This is a genomic window from Streptomyces sp. NPDC020996 (assembly GCF_040641355.1).
In the GTDB taxonomy this organism is placed as follows: Bacteria; Actinomycetota; Actinomycetes; order Streptomycetales; family Streptomycetaceae; genus Streptomyces.
This window is the reverse complement of the sequence record NZ_JBFADM010000043.1, coordinates 22,867-39,079: the sequence shown is the minus strand read 5'-3', so window position 1 is coordinate 39,079 and position 16,213 is coordinate 22,867. Positions and strand designations below refer to the sequence as shown.

General features: G+C 73.2%; 11 protein-coding genes and 1 riboswitch. Of the genes, 9 read left to right on the top strand and 2 right to left on the bottom strand.

All coding sequences use genetic code 11. The annotated features are described in order from the left end of the window. The first annotated feature begins 176 nt into the window (after positions 1-176). On the top strand, positions 177-1,328 hold the full coding sequence (locus AB0G63_RS26240) for a GTP-binding protein (RefSeq protein WP_360754729.1): 1,152 nt from the start codon (positions 177-179) through the stop codon (positions 1,326-1,328). 106 nt (positions 1,329-1,434) lie between these two features. On the opposite strand, the gene AB0G63_RS26235 is transcribed toward AB0G63_RS26240, so the two are convergent. Beyond that, the gene (locus AB0G63_RS26235) at positions 1,435-3,891 is read right to left on the bottom strand and encodes a DNA topoisomerase IV subunit A (protein ID WP_360754726.1); all 2,457 of its coding nucleotides are present in this window, start codon (positions 3,889-3,891) and stop codon (positions 1,435-1,437) included. Between the two features lie 329 nt (positions 3,892-4,220). On the opposite strand from AB0G63_RS26235, the gene AB0G63_RS26230 reads away from it, so the two are divergent. From AB0G63_RS26230 to AB0G63_RS26215, 4 genes are all read left to right on the top strand, one after another. After that, on the top strand, positions 4,221-5,609 hold the full coding sequence (locus AB0G63_RS26230) for a pitrilysin family protein (RefSeq protein ID WP_360754804.1): 1,389 nt from the start codon (positions 4,221-4,223) through the stop codon (positions 5,607-5,609). Next, the gene (locus tag AB0G63_RS26225) at positions 5,606-6,994 is read left to right on the top strand and encodes a pitrilysin family protein (RefSeq protein WP_360754723.1); all 1,389 of its coding nucleotides are present in this window, start codon (positions 5,606-5,608) and stop codon (positions 6,992-6,994) included. The genes AB0G63_RS26230 and AB0G63_RS26225 overlap by 4 nt, the downstream gene beginning before the upstream one ends. Positions 6,995-7,185: 191 nt before the next feature. Then, a riboswitch (cyclic di-AMP (ydaO/yuaA leader) is annotated at positions 7,186-7,346 on the top strand. Positions 7,347-7,358: 12 nt separating this feature from the next. Further along, entirely contained in the window at positions 7,359-8,123 is a 765-nt protein-coding gene (locus AB0G63_RS26220; RefSeq protein ID WP_360754720.1) for a M23 family metallopeptidase, read from the top strand. Positions 8,124-8,375: 252 nt separating this feature from the next. Next, positions 8,376-9,071, top strand: coding sequence for a GntR family transcriptional regulator (locus tag AB0G63_RS26215; protein WP_360754717.1), 696 nt, complete (start codon positions 8,376-8,378; stop codon positions 9,069-9,071). A gap of 1,234 nt (positions 9,072-10,305) precedes the next feature. On the opposite strand, the gene AB0G63_RS26210 is transcribed toward AB0G63_RS26215, so the two are convergent. Then, complete coding sequence (locus AB0G63_RS26210) at positions 10,306-10,587, bottom strand: HPr family phosphocarrier protein (RefSeq protein ID WP_360754714.1); 282 nt, start codon at positions 10,585-10,587, stop codon at positions 10,306-10,308. 188 nt (positions 10,588-10,775) lie between these two features. Here AB0G63_RS26210 and AB0G63_RS26205 point away from each other — a divergent pair, with 188 nt between their 5' ends. The 4 genes from AB0G63_RS26205 to AB0G63_RS26190 all read left to right on the top strand — a co-directional run bounded on the left by AB0G63_RS26205 (position 10,776) and on the right by AB0G63_RS26190 (position 16,202). Further along, a complete protein-coding gene (locus AB0G63_RS26205) occupies positions 10,776-13,631 on the top strand; it encodes a GNAT family N-acetyltransferase (RefSeq protein ID WP_360754711.1) in 2,856 nt (951 codons plus the stop codon). A 65-nt stretch (positions 13,632-13,696) separates the two neighbouring features. Further along, positions 13,697-14,284, top strand: coding sequence for a DUF5998 family protein (locus AB0G63_RS26200; protein WP_324785150.1), 588 nt, complete (start codon positions 13,697-13,699; stop codon positions 14,282-14,284). Continuing rightward, entirely contained in the window at positions 14,284-15,501 is a 1,218-nt protein-coding gene (locus AB0G63_RS26195) for a nucleotide pyrophosphatase/phosphodiesterase family protein (RefSeq protein ID WP_360754709.1), read from the top strand. The genes AB0G63_RS26200 and AB0G63_RS26195 overlap by 1 nt, the downstream gene beginning before the upstream one ends. Positions 15,502-15,554: 53 nt before the next feature. After that, the gene (locus AB0G63_RS26190; protein ID WP_360754706.1) at positions 15,555-16,202 is read left to right on the top strand and encodes a thymidine kinase; all 648 of its coding nucleotides are present in this window, start codon (positions 15,555-15,557) and stop codon (positions 16,200-16,202) included. The last annotated feature ends 11 nt before the right edge of the window (positions 16,203-16,213 follow it).

Here is a 16,213-nt window from a genome sequence, read left to right as displayed (position 1 = left end):
GGAAGCGAGGGTCGCACACTCCGGCGCCTTGCCCAGACGTCTGCCCCGCAAGTGCCGTTAGGAATCGTTCACTCAGTGGAGATTCCGCCGGCTCGTATCCTGGTGCGGCATTCCATCCCCCTGCGTGCGCCGCAGCCGCGCTCCGGTGCACGCGTCGGCGTCAGAGAGGTCGCAGAGTGAGTCAGCCGAGCCGCAGTCCCCGGCAGATCCCGGTCGTCGTGCTCGCCGGATTCCTCGGCTCGGGAAAGACCACGCTGCTCAACCACCTCCTGCACCGCAGCGGCGGCAGCCGTATCGGGGCCGTCGTCAACGACTTCGGCTCGATCGAGATCGACGCCATGGCCGTCGCCGGCGCGCTCGGCGACTCCACCGTCTCCCTCGGCAACGGGTGCCTGTGCTGCGCGGTCGACCCCGGCGAGCTCGACGCCTACCTGGAACGGCTCGCCGCGCCCTCCGCCGGCATCGACGTCATCGTGATCGAGGCCAGCGGCCTCGCCGAGCCGCAGGAACTCGTCCGCATGGTGCTCGGCAGCGAACTGCCGCAGATCGTGTACGGCGGTCTCGTCGAGGTCGTCGACGCCGCCGAGTTCGACCGCACCCGCGCGGCACACCCGGAGATCGACCGGCATCTCGCCCTCGCCGACCTCGTCGTCGTCAACAAGCTCGACCGGGCACCCGACGGCGAGCGCGTCCTCGCCCTGGTGCACTCGCTCGTCGACCGCGCCGCCGTCGTCCCCGCCAGCTACGGCCGCGTCGACCCCGAGTTCCTCTTCGACTGCCGGCCCGGCGAGGAACGCGTCGGGCAGCTGTCCTTCGACGACCTGCACGACCACGGCGACCCCGCCGCCGAGCACGCCGGCCATCCGCACACCGCCTACGACAGCCTGTCCTTCGCCTCCGACGCCCCCCTCGACCCCCGCCGGCTGATGGCGTTCCTCGACAGCCGGCCCGACGGGCTGTACCGGATCAAGGGTTACGTCGACTTCGGCGCGCACGACGTCAGGAACCGGTACGCCGTGCACGCCGTGGGCCGCTTCCTGCGCTTCTACCCGGAGCCCTGGGCCGCCGGTGAGCCGCGGCTGACCCAGCTCGTGCTCATCGGCTCCGGCATCGACGCCTCCGCCCTCGGCAAGGAACTCGAGGCGTGCAGGAGCGAGGCCCCGCACACCGCCGACGAGCACGGCATGTGGGGCGTCCTGCGCTATGTCCAGGATCCCGACGAGGGAGTCCTGGATCCCGGCGAGGGAGTCCTGGATCCCGGCGAGGGAGTCCTGGATCCCGGCGAGGGAGTCCAGGACCCCGACGACGACCTCGCGGAGCCGGCGTAGGACCCCTCCCGGGGCCCGGGTCGGCTTCCCGCCGGATCGCGGGCGACCTCACCGAAGCGACAGCGACGGCGACGGCCGCCCGCGCTGGACGGCACCCGACCGCCGCCTAGACCGGTCCCGCCACCACCGCCACCGTCTTCGGCAGCGACACGCCCGAGCCGTCGCGGCGCGGGTCGATGTCCGGCAGCTCGGCCGGGGTGCCGTTCTTCTGCGCGGCCCTGGCCGGCGCGGGACCCGCCCACGCCAGGGACAGGCAGTCCTCGCCCTTCAGGAACCGCTGGCAGCGCACACCGCCCGTGGCGCGGCCCTTGCGCGGGTACTGGTCGAACGGGGTCAGCTTGGCCGTCGTCTGGACGGAGTCGTCGAGCGTGCCGCGCGACCCCGCCACCGTGAACACGACCGCGTCCGCCGCCGGGTCCACCGCCGTGAAGGAGATGACCTTCGCGCCCTCCGTGAGCTTGATGCCCGCCACGCCGCCCGCCGGCCGGCCCTGCGGACGCACCTGCGAGGCCTGGAAGCGCAGCAGCTGCGCGTCGTCGGTGATGAAGACCAGGTCCTCCTCGCCGGTGCGCAGCTCGACCGCGCCGACGATCCGGTCGCCGTCCTTGAGCGTGATGACCTCCAGCTCGTCCTTGTTGCCCGGGTAGTCCGGCACCACGCGCTTGACGACGCCCTGTTCGGTGCCGAGCGCCAGGCCCGGGGAGGACTCGTCGAGCGTGGTCAGGCACACCACCGTCTCGTCGTCCTCCAGGGTGACGAACTCCGCCAGCGGCGCACCTCCGGAGAGGTTCGGCGCCGACGCCGTCTCCGGCAGCTGCGGGAGGTCGACGACGTTGATGCGCAGCAGACGGCCCGCTGAGGTCACCGCGCCGATCTCGCCGCGCGCCGTCGCCGGGACCGCCGAGACGATCACGTCGTGCTTGGCCCGCCGGGCGTCGGCGTCCTGCTCGAAGGGCTCGCCGTTCGCCGTGCGCGCCAGCAGCCCCGTCGAGGAGAGCAGGACCCGGCACGGGTCGTCGGCGACCTGCAGCGGCACGGCGGCCGCCGTGCTGCCCGCGGACTCCAGCAGGACCGTACGCCGCTCGGTGCCGAACTTCTTCGCCACCTGCGCCAGTTCGGAGGAGACCAGCTTGCGCAGCTCCGCGTCCGACTCCAGGATCCGGGTCAGCTCCGCGATCTCCGCGTTCAGCCGGTCCTTCTCGGCCTCCAGCTCGATGCGGTCGTACTTGGTCAGGCGGCGCAGCGGGGTGTCCAGGATGTACTGCGTCTGGATGTCCGACAGGGAGAAGCGCTCCATCAGGCGCTCCTTCGCCTGCGCGCTGTTCTCGCTGGAGCGGATCAGGCGGATGACCTCGTCGATGTCGACGAGCGCCGTCAGCAGGCCCTCCACCAGGTGCAGGCGGTCGCGCCGCTTGGTGCGCCGGAACTCGCTGCGGCGCCGCACGACCTCGAAGCGGTGGTCGAGGTAGACCTCCAGCAGCTCCTTCAGACCCAGCGTCAGCGGCTGCCCGTCCACCAGGGCCACGTTGTTGATGCCGAAGGACTCCTCCATCGGCGTCAGCTTGTACAACTGCTCCAGGACGGCCTCCGGCACGAAGCCGTTCTTGATCTCGATGACCAGGCGCAGCCCGTGCTCACGGTCGGTGAGGTCCTTGACGTCGGCGATGCCCTGGATCTTCTTCGAGCCGACCAGGTCCTTGATCTTGGCGATCACCTTCTCCGGGCCGACCGTGAAGGGCAGTTCGGTGACGACCAGGCCCTTGCGGCGCGCGGTGACGGTCTCGACGGACACCGTCGCCCGGATCTTGAACGTGCCGCGGCCCGTCTCGTAGGCGTCCCGGATGCCGGAGAGGCCGACGATGCGCCCGCCGGTGGGCAGGTCGGGGCCGGGGACGTGCTTCATCAGGGTGTCCAGATCCGCGTTCGGATAGCGGATCAGGTGGCGGGCGGCCGCGACGACCTCGGAGAGGTTGTGCGGCGGCATGTTCGTCGCCATGCCGACCGCGATCCCCGAGGAGCCGTTGACCAGCAGGTTCGGGAAGGCGGCCGGGAGCGCGACCGGTTCCTGCTCCTGGCCGTCGTAGTTGGGCGCGAAGTCGACGGTGTCCTCGTCGATCGACTCGGTCATCAGGCTGGTCGCCGCGGCCTGACGGCACTCCGTGTACCGCATGGCGGCCGGCGGGTCGTCGTTGCCCAGCGAGCCGAAGTTGCCGTGGCCGTCGACCAGCGGCACGCGCATGGAGAAGGGCTGGGCCATGCGCACCAGCGCGTCGTAGATCGACGCGTCGCCGTGCGGGTGCAGCTTGCCCATGACCTCGCCCACCACGCGGGCGCACTTCACATAGCCGCGGTCGGGGCGCAGGCCCATCTCGTTCATCTGGTAGACGATGCGGCGGTGCACCGGCTTCAGGCCGTCCCGGGCGTCCGGCAGGGCCCGGGAATAGATGACCGAGTACGCGTACTCGAGGAAGGAGCCCTGCATCTCGTCGACAACGTCGATGTCGAGGATCCGCTCCTCGAACGCGTCGTCGGGCGGCGGGGTCTTCGTGCTGCGGCGGGCCATCGCTGCCGGCTCCTCCTGGTATCTGTCGCTCGCTTGCGGGGCTGCGCGTCGCGCCCCTGCGGCTCATTCGTGCTGGAGCGTTTGACGGGATCTGACGCGGACCATTGTGGACCGCGGCACTGACAGCCTGCGCCGGGACCCGGTGCCGGCGGTCCGGCGGACACCCCGTGCCGCGCCGACGCGGCTGCACGCAGGCTAACGCGATCCGCTGTGGGCGTACGCCGTCCGGGAACTTCGCCCCGGCTCCGCCCGCTTGCATACAGTGGCAGGACCGGCAGGAAAACCGCGATGCAGGCACCGCATCCGCGATCGAAGGGACGTACATGCCCATGGGTCACACGGCCACAGACCAGGCAGGCTCCGGAGGCCTGACAGCGACCGAGCACCGCCTGGCCAACGGGCTGCGCGTGGTGCTCTCCGAGGACCACCTGACCCCGGTCGCGGCGGTGTGCCTCTGGTACGACGTCGGCTCGCGCCACGAGGTCAAGGGCCGCACCGGGCTGGCTCACCTCTTCGAGCATCTGATGTTCCAGGGCTCGGCGCAGGTGCAGGGCAACGGCCACTTCGAGCTGGTGCAGGGCGCCGGCGGCTCGCTCAACGGCACCACGAGCTTCGAGCGCACCAACTACTTCGAGACGATGCCCGCCCACCAGTTGGAGCTCGCCCTCTGGCTGGAGGCCGACCGCATGGGCTCCCTGCTCGCCGCCCTGGACGAGGAGTCCATGGAGAACCAGCGGGACGTCGTCAAGAACGAGCGCCGTCAGCGCTACGACAACGTGCCCTACGGCACCGCCTTCGAGAAGCTGACCGCCATGGCCTACCCGGACGGCCACCCCTACCACCACACCCCGATCGGCTCGATGGCCGACCTGGACGCGGCGACCCTGGAGGACGCGCGCGCGTTCTTCCGCACCTACTACGCGCCGAACAACGCCGTCCTGTCGGTCGTCGGCGACATCGACCCGGAGCAGACGCTCGCCTGGATCGAGAAGTACTTCGGGTCCATCCCGGCGCACGACGGCAAGCCCGCGCCCCGCGACGGCACGCTGCCCGACGTCATCGGCGAGCAGCTGCGCGAGGTCGTCGAGGAGGAGGTCCCGGCCCGCGCCCTGATGGCGGCCTACCGGCTGCCGCACGACGGCACGCGCGAGTGCGACGCCGCCGACCTGGCGCTCACCGTCCTCGGCGGCGGCGAGTCCTCCCGCCTGTACAACCGTCTCGTCCGGCGCGACCGCACGGCCGTCGCGGCCGGCTTCGGCCTGCTGCGGCTCGCCGGGGCGCCCTCCCTGGGCTGGCTCGACGTGAAGACCTCCGGCGACGTCGAGGTGCCGGTCATCGAGGCCGCCATCGACGAGGAGCTCGCCCGGTTCGCCGAGGAGGGCCCCACGGCCGAGGAGATGGAGCGCGCCCAGGCCCAGTTGGAGCGCGAGTGGCTGGACCGGCTCGGCACGGTCGCGGGCCGTGCCGACGAACTGTGCCGGTACGCCGTCCTCTTCGGCGACCCGCAGCTCGCCCTGACCGCCGTGCAGCGCGTGCTCGACGTGACGGCCGAGGAGGTGCGGGAGGCCGCCAGGGCGCGCCTGCGCCCCGACAACCGCGCGGTGCTCGTCTACGAGCCCGTCGCCGCCGAGGTCGCGGAGGCCGCGGACCCGCCCGAGGACCCGGAGGCCGAGGCCACCGTGGAAGGCACCGACGTCAACGAGGAGGCGGCCAAGTGACCGAGCTCGCCACGATGGAGTTCCACCCCCGGCCCAGCGCGGGCGAGGCCAGGCCCTGGGCGTTCCCGGCCCCCGAGCGCGGCACGCTCGACAACGGACTGACGGTCCTGCACTGCCACCGCCCCGGCCAGCAGGTCGTCGCCGTGGAGGTGCTCCTGGACGCCCCCCTGGACGCCGAGCCGGCCGGCTTCGACGGCGTCGCCACGATCATGGCCTGCGCCTTCTCCGAGGGCACCGACAAGCACTCCGCCGAGGAGTTCGCCGCCGAGCTGGAGCGCTGCGGCGCCACCCTCGACGCGCACGCCGACCACCCCGGCGTCCGCCTGAGCCTGGAAGTGCCGGCCTCCCGCCTGGCCAGGGCGCTCGGTCTGGTCGCCGACGCCCTGCGGGCGCCCGCCTTCGCGGACAGCGAGGTCGAGCGGCTGGTGCGCAACCGGCTCGACGAGATCCCGCACGAGCTGGCCAGCCCGTCCCGGCGCGCCGCCAAGGAGCTGTCGAAGGAACTGTTCGCGGCGGACTCGCGCATGTCGCGCCCGCGCCAGGGCACCGAGGACACCGTCTCCGACATCGACTCCGCGGCCGTACGCGCCTTCTACGAGAAGCACGTCCGCCCCGCGACCTCCACCGCCGTGGTCGTCGGCGACCTCACCGGCATCGACCTCGACGCGCTGCTCGGCGACACCCTCGGCTCCTGGACCGGCCCGGCGGCCGAGCCGCGCCCCGTGCCGCCGGTGACCGCCGACGACACCGGCCGCGTCGTCATCGTCGACCGTCCCGGCGCCGTCCAGACCCAGCTGCTCATCGGCCGCGTCGGACCCGACCGGCACGACCGCGTGTGGCCCGCGCAGGTGCTCGGCACGTACTGCCTGGGCGGCACCCTCACCTCCCGCCTGGACCGCGTGCTGCGGGAGGAGAAGGGCTACACCTACGGCGTGCGCGCCTTCGCCCAGGTGCTGCGGTCCGCGCCGGACGGCTCGGGCGCCGCGATGCTCGCCATCAGCGGCTCCGTGGACACCCCGAACACCGGCCCCGCCCTGCACGACCTGTGGACGGTGCTGCGCACCCTGGCGGCGGAGGGCCTGACCGACGCCGAGCGCGACGTCGCCGTGCAGAACCTCGTCGGCGTGGCGCCGCTGAAGTACGAGACCGCGGCCGCCGTGGCGAGCACGCTGGCCGACCAGGTCGAGCAGCACCTGCCGGACGACTTCCAGGCGACGCTGTACCGGCAGCTCGCCGAGACCGGCACCGTGGAGGCCACGGCGGCGGCCGTGAGCGCGTTCCCGGTGGACCGTCTGGTGACCGTCCTGGTCGGTGACGCCTCCCAGATCAAGGAGCCCGTCGAGGCCCTCGGCATCGGCGAAGTGACCGTCGTGCCCGCCGAGTAGCGGCACGCGCGCGTGGGGGCCCCGGTGACCGACGGGTCACCGGGGCCCTCTCATGCCCGAATTGAGGCAGAGGTTGCCTGTCTGCCCTGTGGCATGCGCTACAAAAGCGGTCTTCTGTTTGGGGATGGAGAGGCGGCCCGTTTAGCGTCGTCCGGGCTGTCCGTCAGGCAGTGCGCCGCACCCGCGGCACCGGACAGCCATCGCCGAGTCCCCGTACGGCGCGAGCCAGGGGAGCCGGGGACCCACGTCCCTGAGGTGAATCGGACGCCCGCGCCCGCGGCGAGGGGGCCCGTAGGAGACCTTCCTGCTCCGAACCTGTCAGCTAACCCGGTAGGCGAGAGGGAAGGAAAGGATCAGCCACCACATGGCGTTCACCTGCGCCACCGGGAAGCACCGCCGTCCCAGCCGTCTCAGGAGCACCTCCGCGCGCGCGGCGGGCATGGCGACGCTCGCGACCACCGGTGTGGTCGGCGCTCTGGCCGCCCCGGCGCTCGCCGCCGACAACACGGTCGAGCGGACCGGCCTGCTCCCCGTCGTCAGCCTCGGTGACGCGGTCGCCGAGAAGATCGACGCCCAGGCGGAGGCCCAGCAGCAGGCCGCCGAGGAGGCCGCGATCGAGAAGGCCGCCGAGCAGGCCGCGCGCCAGAAGGCCGCCGCGCTGGCCGCGCAGGAGCGCGAGGCCAAGGCGCGCGCCGCCCGCGAGGCCGAGCGCGAGCGCCTCAACGCGTTCACGGCGCCGATCGCGCACTCGTACGTCTCCACCGGATACCGCACCGGCGGCTCCCTGTGGTCCTCCGGCAGTCACACGGGCATCGACTTCCACGCCGCGAGCGGCACGGCGGTGCACGCCGTCGGCGTCGGCACCGTCGTCGAGGCCGGCTGGGGCGGGGCGTACGGCAACCAGGTCGTGATCAGGATGGCCGACGGCATGTACACCCAGTACGGCCACCTGTCGTCCATCGGCGTCTCGGTGGGCCAGACGGTGGCCCCGGGACAGCAGATCGGCCTGTCCGGCGCCACCGGCAACGTCACCGGACCGCACCTGCACTTCGAGGTCCGCACCACCCCCGAGTACGGCTCGGACGTCGACCCCCTCGCCTATCTGCGCAGGCACGGCGTGAACCTCTGAGGAGGGAAACCTCCGAGGGCGTGAACCTCCGAGGGCGGATCACCGGTCCGCCCCGCCGCAAGTCCGCTCCGACCCGAGCCCCGGCCAACCGGCCGGGGCTTTCGGCGTTCCGTCTGCCCGGCGGTCCGGCCCGTTGACCAAAAAATATCCCTGGATTCCGGTCCGCCGTCGGAAATTCCGGCCCATTGCATTAGAGTCGCTGAACACACGTCAATCGTCGACGTTTCACGGGGATTAATGCGGAGGTCGGTCATGCGCATTCCCGCGCACTCGGTGTGCACGGCCATTCGGGACGACATCGTCGCGGGTGTCCACGAGCGCGGCGGCCGGCTCACCGAGGAAGTCCTCGCCCGCCGCTACGGCGTCTCGCGCGTCCCCGTCCGCGAGGCCCTGCGCACGCTGGAGGCGGAGGGCTTCGTGGTGACCCGGAGGCACGCGGGCGCGTGCGTCGCCGAGCCGACCGAGCAGGAGGCCGCCGACCTGCTGGAGATGCGCGTGCTGCTGGAGCCGCTCGGCGCCTCGCGGGCCGCCCAGCGGCGCACCGAGGCCCACCTGAAGGTGCTGCGCGGCCTGGTCAGGCTGGGTCAGGAGCGCGCCAGGAGGGGCAACAGCGAGGATCTGCGCTCGCTCGGGGGCTGGTTCCACGAGACGCTCGCCCAGGCCGCCTGCAGCCCCGCGCTGACCTCGATGCTCACTCAGCTGCGCCAGAAGATCTCCTGGATGTACGCCGTGGACGCGCCGGCCGACCCGATGGAGTCCTGGGCGGAGCACGGCGCGATCGTCGACGCGGTGGCACGCGGCGACGGCGAGCGCGCGCGGGCGGTCACGGCGCTGCACACCGAGCGCTCCAGCGCCGCGCACCGGCTCCGATTCGGCGGCGGGGCGGACCGCGCCGACCGTGTGAGGAACTCGCAACATCCCGTAAACATTTCTGGGCTGCGGCATTAACATGCGCGCCGTATACAAAGAACAGATATTCAGCCGGGCCCTATTTCTGCTGCCCTTTTCCGTGCGCGCCGTAAATTCCCGCCCGCGCGCCTTCCGTATGCCCGCGTGACGAATACCGTCATCCGATCACCCGCCAATGGCCTCCGGCCGTGCACGAAAATTCCGCGCACCCGCCGGTGCCACGCGCACCCGCCCGCGCCACCCGCGGCCGCCCGTACCCGTACCGTGGCGAAGCCGCCCGGACCCGGCCCGCACCACATCGGGGACCGCCTGTGCTCGGCTCGCGACTTGGCGGAGCCGCACGCACCCGGCTCGGGGGGAGAGGGCGGCACAGCCGCACGCCGGGCTCGCGAGGTCGCGAAGCGCCTCGCGCCCGCGGCGGACGGTGAAACAGCGCGGGCCCGTCCTGTGCCACGGCGAGGCCGCCCCGGCCGCCGCAACGACGGGGCCGCCGCGCCCGGCCCCGGCAACGGCAGCCCCGCGGCCCGGCTCGTGCGGCGGCGGAGCCGCGCGCACCCGTTCCGCGGTGACGAGGGAGCCCGCCGTGATCGGTCCGGCGACCGGCGAGCCGCGCGCTCAGCTTGGACGGCGGGGTTGGACGCGCCCGGCGGGTGGGGCGACGTGGCTGTCCGGTCCGGGGCGTTGCGCGGGAGGGGTCGGCCGTGTTCGTCCCCTGCCAGGGCGGAGCGAGCGGCGCTCGGGCCGTGTGGCGGCAGGGTGGTTCGCGCCCACCACGGGCCAGGGCGGACCCTGCCTCGCTCGGTGCGGGCCACCGGCACGCCGCGTGCTCGGCTCACGCGGCGGGGGTGAATGCGTCCGGAGGTGAGACGACGTGGCTGTCCGGGGCGCTGCGCGGCGGGGTCGGCCGTGCCCGTCCCCCGCGAGGGCGAGGCGAGCCGTGCTCGGGCAAGCCGTGCGCTCGGTCTCTGTGGCGGGGTTGGACGCGCCGGCCCGTGCCCTGTCAGGGCGGGGTGAGCCGGGTCCGGGCCGTGCAGTGGCCGGGCAGTCCGTGTCCGCCCGCTCCCGGGGCGGAGCCGACCGCGCCCGCTCCCGGGGCGGAGCCGACCGCGCCCGCCCCTTCCAGGGCGCCGGCCGCGCCGTCCGTCTGCTCCGGCGGCGGCGCCGCCCGCCCTTGCACCGTGTGACGGGGGAGCTGACCGCCCTCGCCCCGTGTGACGGCGGAGCCGCGCCCCCCACTCCCGGGGGGCGCGGCTCCGTGTGGTCCGGGCGGGGGTCAGACGGTCTCGGGGAGTTCCTCGAGGCCCTCGGCGACCAGCTTCGCCAGCCGGTCGAGGGCGATGTCGGCCCCCTCGGCGTCGGAGGCGAGGACGACCTCCTGGCCGCCCTCGGCACCCAGACTCAGGACGGCCAGCATGGACGCCGCGTTGACGGGGTCGCCGTCGGCCTTGGCGATCGTTACCGGGACGCCTGTGGCCGCGGCGGCTCGGACGAAGATGGAGGCGGGGCGGGCGTGGAGGCCCTCTGCCCAGCCGATGTTGACGCGGCGCTCAGCCATGTGATGCTGCCCTTCGATTCTCAGGGTTGTCTAGACCAGTTTCCCACACCGGGGAGCGTGCCAGGAGGGGTCGTCCGACCCTTCCCGGAGTGACCTTCGGACCGCGGCCTCGGCCCGACCGTCCTCCTCGGCGGTTCACCACAGAGTGCCTCGCGCCGTCGTCAGAAGCGAGCCGTACTCTGGGGCCCATGCAGACCTCGCCGGACCGGCACGAATACCCCGACCACTGGGAGGCCGACGTCGTGCTGCGCGACGGCGGCACCGCACGCATCCGCCCCATCACCGCGGACGACGCGGATCGCCTGGTCAGCTTCTACGAGCACGTGTCGGACGAGTCGAAGTACTACCGCTTCTTCGCGCCCTACCCGCGACTGTCCGCCAAGGACGTCCACCGCTTCACGCACCACGACTTTGTGGACCGGGTGGGACTCGCGGCCACGGTCGGCGGCGAGTTCATCGCCACCGTACGCTACGACCGCATCGGCGCCGACGGCACGCCCGCCACCTCCCCCGCGGACGAGGCCGAGGTCGCCTTCCTGGTCCAGGACGCCCACCACGGGCGCGGCGTCGCCTCCGCCCTCCTCGAACACGTCGCCGCCGTCGCCCGCGAGCGCGGCATCCGCCGGTTCGTCGCCGAGGTGCTGCCCGCCAACACCAAGATGATCAAGGTGTTCACGGACGCCGGGTACACGCAGAAGCGCAGCTTCGAGGACGGCGTCGTACACCTGGAGTTCGACATCGAGCCCACCGACCGCTCCCTGGCCGTGCAGCGCGCCCGGGAGCAGCGCGCCGAGGCGCGGTCGGTACGGCGGCTGCTCGTGCCCGGCTCGGTCGCCGTGGTCGGCGTCGGCCGCACTCCGGGAGGCGTCGGACGCAGCATCCTCGACAACATCCGCGACGCCGGGTACACCGGTGCGCTGCACGCCGTGAACAGGGCCTTCGCCGAGGACCAGAAGGAGTTCGACGGGATCCCCGCCCACCGCTCGGTGCGGGAGATCGAGGGGCCCGTCGACCTCGCGGTCGTCGCCGTGCCCGCCGAGCACGTCCCCGACGTCGTCGCCGAGTGCGGCGAGCACGGCGTGCAGGGGCTGGTCGTGGTCTCCGCCGGGTACGCCGAGAGCGGCCCGGAGGGGCGCGAGCGCCAGCGTGAACTCGTCCGGCACGCGCGCGCGTACGGCATGCGCATCATCGGCCCGAACGCCTTCGGGATCATCAACACCTCCCCGGACGTGAGGCTCAACGCCTCGCTCGCCCCCGCGATGCCCCGCTCGGGCCGGATCGGCTTGTTCGCCCAGTCCGGCGCCATCGGCATCGCCCTGCTGTCCCGGCTGCAGCGGCGCGGCGGCGGGGTCACCGGCGTGACCGGCGTGTCGACGTTCGTCTCGTCCGGCAACCGCGCGGACGTCTCCGGCAACGACGTGCTCCAGTACTGGTACGACGACCCCGACACCGACGTCGCCCTGATGTACCTGGAGTCCATCGGCAACCCGCGCAAGTTCACGCGCCTGGCCCGGCGCACCGCGGCGGTGAAGCCGCTGGTCGTCGTGCAGGGCGCCGGCAGCGCGCCGCAGGGGCACGCCGTCCGCGCGACGCGCCTGCCGCACGCGACGGTGTCCGCGCTGCTGCGGCAGGCGGGCGTGATCCGCGTCGACACGATCACCGAGCTGGTCGACGCGGGCCTGCTGCTCGCCCGGCAGCCGCTGCCGGCCGGTCCGCGGGTGGCCATCCTCGGCAACTCCGAGTCGCTCGGTCTGCTGACCTACGACGCCTGCCTCTCCGAGGGGCTGCGTCCGCTGCGCCCGCTGGACCTGACCACCCAGGCCTCGGCGGCGGACTTCCACGCGGCCCTGCTGAAGGTGCTGGAGGACGACGCGTGCGACGCGGTCGTCGTCACCGCGATACCCGCCATCGGCGAGGCGCCGGCCACCGGTGCCGACGCCGACGCCGAACTGGCGCAGGCGCTCAAGTCCGCGTCGGAGCAGGTCCCCGGCAAGCCGGTGCTCGTCGTGCACGTGGAACTCGGCGGACTCGCCGAGGCCCTGTCCGCGGCGGCGAGCACCGCGCCGCGGACGTCCCCCGAGGCGCCCGGCGCCCGCCGCCTGCGCCCCTCGCAGCAACTGCCCGCGCAGGCGTCCGACCGGCAGACCGCCGCCCCCGACACCGCCGCCCCCGACACCGGCACCCGCCTCATCCCCGCCTACCCCGCCGCCGAGCGTGCCGTGCGGGCCCTGAGCGAGGCCGTGAAGTACGCGCAGTGGCGGCGCGAGGCCGCCCAGCCCGGCAAGGTCCCCGACTTCGACGGCATCGACGAGAAGGGCGCCGCCAGGATCATCGACCGCATGCTCAGCCGCGGCCAGGGACTCACCCTCGGGACCGAGGAGACGTGCGAACTGCTCGAGTGCTACGGCATCGCCGTGCGCCGCGCCGTCCCCGCCTTCACCCCGGACGACGCCGTCCGGGCGGCGGAAGACCTCGGCTATCCCGTGGCCCTGAAGGCCACCGCCCCGCACCTGCGGCACCGCGCCGACCTCGGCGGGGTGCGCCTCGACCTGGCGGACGAGGAGCAACTGCGGCGCGCGTACGCCGAGCTGTCCGGGCTGTTCGGCAAGCCGGAGGAACTGCGGCCGGTGGTGCAGGCGATGGCGCCGCGCGGGGTCGACACCATCGTCCGGGCCGTCATCGACCCGGCGGCCGGAGCGGTGCTGTCGTTCGGACTGGCCGGGCCCGCCTCCCAGCTGCTCGGGGACATGGCGCACCGGCTGATCCCGGTGACCGACCGGGAGGCGACCTCGCTGGTCCGCTCGATCCGGACGGCGCCGCTGCTGTTCGGCTGGCGCGGCTCGACGCCGGTCGACACCCCGGCGCTGGAGGAGCTGCTGCTGCGGGTGTCGAGGCTGGTCGACGACCACCCGGAAGTGGTCGCGGTGACCCTGGAGCCGGTCGTCGTCGCGCCCCACGGCCTGACCGTCCTCGGCGCCTCCGTCCGGCTGGCCCCGCCGCCCGCCCGCGACGACCTCGGCCCGCGCACCCTTCCCCGCTATTGAGTCCCCGCTACTGAGACACCTGTGACCGGTGCCTCGCAGTCAGTGCGCCCCCGTAGGATGGACGCATGGCCAAGACCAGTACGACGACCCAGGGGCTGCGAGCGGCGATCGAGCGCAGCGGCTACTACCCGGCCCTCGTGGCCGAGGCGGTGGAGGCCGCCGTGGGCGGCGAGCCCATCCGGTCGTACCTGGTCCACCAGGAGACGACGTTCGACCAGAACGAGGTGCGGCGGCACGTGACCGTGCTCGTCCTCACCGGCAACCGCTTCGTCGTCAGCCACACCGACGAGCAGGCGGCCGACAGCACCTCGCCGACGCCGTACGCCACCACGTCCACGGAGTCGGTGAAGCTCGGCCGGATCTCGTCGGTCGTGGTCAGCCGCGTGGTCGCCAACCCGGAGCAGTACACGCCGGGCACCCTGCCGCGCGAGGTCGTCCTGACCATCGGCTGGGGCGCCGTCTCCCGCATCGACCTCGAGCCCGCCGCCTGCGGCGACCCCGACTGCGAGGCCGACCACGGCTACACCGGCAACTCCACGGCGGACGACCTCAGCCTCCGCGTCAGCGAGGCGGGCGACGGCCCCGAGACCGTCCGCCAGGCTCTCGCCTTCGCGCAGGCGCTGTCCGAGGCGACCGCGGACGTCACCCGCTGATGTCCCACCCGACCCCGGCAGCCGCACCCGGCCCCGCATCCTGGGACCAGCACCCGGAACCTCTGGCCGTCGACTCCGCGCCGTGCCCCGAGTACGGCAGCGGCTCCCTCGCCGACCTGCTGCCCACGCTGGCCGCCGGCATGGGCGTACCCGGCATGACGGCCGCGATCACCGAGCTTGCCCCCGCCGACCGGAACTGCGTGTTCCTGGTCGACGGCCTGGGCTGGGAGCAGCTCAGGGCGCACCCGGAGGACGCCCCCTACCTGACCTCCCTGCTGGCCGGCTCCCGCGGCGGCACCGGCCGTCCGATCACCGCCGGCTACCCGGCGACCACCGCGACCTCCCTCGCCTCCGTCGGCACCGGCCTGCCGCCCGGCGCGCACGGCCTGCCCGGCTACACCGTGCGCGACCCCGCCACCGGCGAGCTGATGAACCAGCTGCGCTGGCAGCCCTGGACCGCGCCGCACGTCTGGCAGCCGTACCCCACCGTCTTCCAGCTGGCCGAGAAGGCCGGGGTGCACGTCGCCCAGGTGTCGTCGCCCGCCTTCCAGAACACCCCGCTCACCAAGGTCGCCCTCAGCGGCGGCGCCTTCCACGGGCGGCTGACCGGCGAGGAGCGCATGGACGTCGCCGCCGGGCAACTGGCCGCCGGCGACCGCTCCCTGGTCTACACGTACTACTCCGAGCTCGACGGTGCCGGCCACCGCTACGGCGTCGACTCCGACACCTGGCGCGGCCAGCTGATGCACGTCGACCGGCTCGTCCAGCGCCTGGCCGAGCAACTGCCGCCGCGCACCGCGCTGTACGTCACCGCCGACCACGGCATGGTCGACGTGCCGTTCGACGACGAGCACCGCATCGACTTCGACGCGGACTGGGAACTGCGCGCCGGCGTCGCCCTGCTGGGCGGCGAGGGCCGCGCCCGGCACGTCTACGCGGTGCCGGGCGCCGCCGCCGACGTGCTGACCTGCTGGCGCGAGGTGCTCGGCGAGCAGTTCTGGGTGGCCTCCCGGGACGAGGCGATCGCGGCGGGCTGGTTCGGCCCGGCCATCGACGAGCGGGTGTACGCCCGCATCGGCGACGTGGTCGCCGCCGCCCGCGACGACGTGCTGATCATCGCCTCCGAGCGGGAGCCGAAGGAGTCGGCGATGGTCGGCAACCACGGCTCGATGACCCCCGCCGAGCAACTGGTCCCGCTGCTCGAAGTACGCTCCTGAGCCGCCGCACACCCCCCGTCGCACCCCACGTCCCTGAAAGGCGTCAATTCCCCATGCCCGAGCTGGTGTTCTTCTCCGGAACGATGGACTGCGGGAAGTCGACACTGGCGCTGCAGATCGAGCACAACCGCTCGGCGCGCGGCCTCGCGGGCATGATATTCACCCGCAACGACCGCGCGGGCGAGGGCAAACTGTCCTCACGCCTCGGCCTGGTGACCGACGCGGTGGAGGTCGAGGACGGCACGGACCTGTACGCCTACCTCGTCGACCACCTCTCGCAGGGCGCCCGCGCGGACTACGTCATCGCCGACGAGGCGCAGTTCCTGGCGCCCGAGCAGATCGACCAGCTGGCGCGCGTGGTCGACGACCTCGGCCTCGACGTCTACGCCTTCGGCATCACCACCGACTTCCGCACCAAGCTGTTCCCCGGCTCGCAGCGGCTGGTCGAACTCGCCGACCGCGTCGAGGTCCTCCAGGTCGAGGCCCTGTGCTGGTGCGGGGCCCGCGCCACGCACAACGCCCGCACGGTGGGCGGCGAGATGGTCGTCGAGGGCGCCCAGGTGGTCGTCGGCGACGTCAACCAGTCGGACGCGGTCGGCTACGAGGTCCTGTGCCGCCGCCACCACCGCCGCCGCATGACCGCGGCGACAGCCCGCGCAGGCGCGCTGTCGCCCGACGTCCTGCCGGTAGCCCCCGCCTGAGGGCCGCCGGC

Coding starts and splice junctions, on each gene's coding strand:
- AB0G63_RS26235 (WP_360754726.1), bottom strand. CDS start 3,891: ATGGCCCGCCGCAGCACGAAGACCCCGCCGCCCGACGACGCGTTCGAG.
- AB0G63_RS26230 (WP_360754804.1), top strand. CDS start 4,221: ATGGGTCACACGGCCACAGACCAGGCAGGCTCCGGAGGCCTGACAGCG.
- AB0G63_RS26220 (WP_360754720.1), top strand. CDS start 7,359: ATGGCGTTCACCTGCGCCACCGGGAAGCACCGCCGTCCCAGCCGTCTC.
- AB0G63_RS26215 (WP_360754717.1), top strand. CDS start 8,376: ATGCGCATTCCCGCGCACTCGGTGTGCACGGCCATTCGGGACGACATC.
- AB0G63_RS26210 (WP_360754714.1), bottom strand. CDS start 10,587: ATGGCTGAGCGCCGCGTCAACATCGGCTGGGCAGAGGGCCTCCACGCC.
- AB0G63_RS26205 (WP_360754711.1), top strand. CDS start 10,776: ATGCAGACCTCGCCGGACCGGCACGAATACCCCGACCACTGGGAGGCC.
- AB0G63_RS26200 (WP_324785150.1), top strand. CDS start 13,697: ATGGCCAAGACCAGTACGACGACCCAGGGGCTGCGAGCGGCGATCGAG.
- AB0G63_RS26195 (WP_360754709.1), top strand. CDS start 14,284: ATGTCCCACCCGACCCCGGCAGCCGCACCCGGCCCCGCATCCTGGGAC.
- AB0G63_RS26190 (WP_360754706.1), top strand. CDS start 15,555: ATGCCCGAGCTGGTGTTCTTCTCCGGAACGATGGACTGCGGGAAGTCG.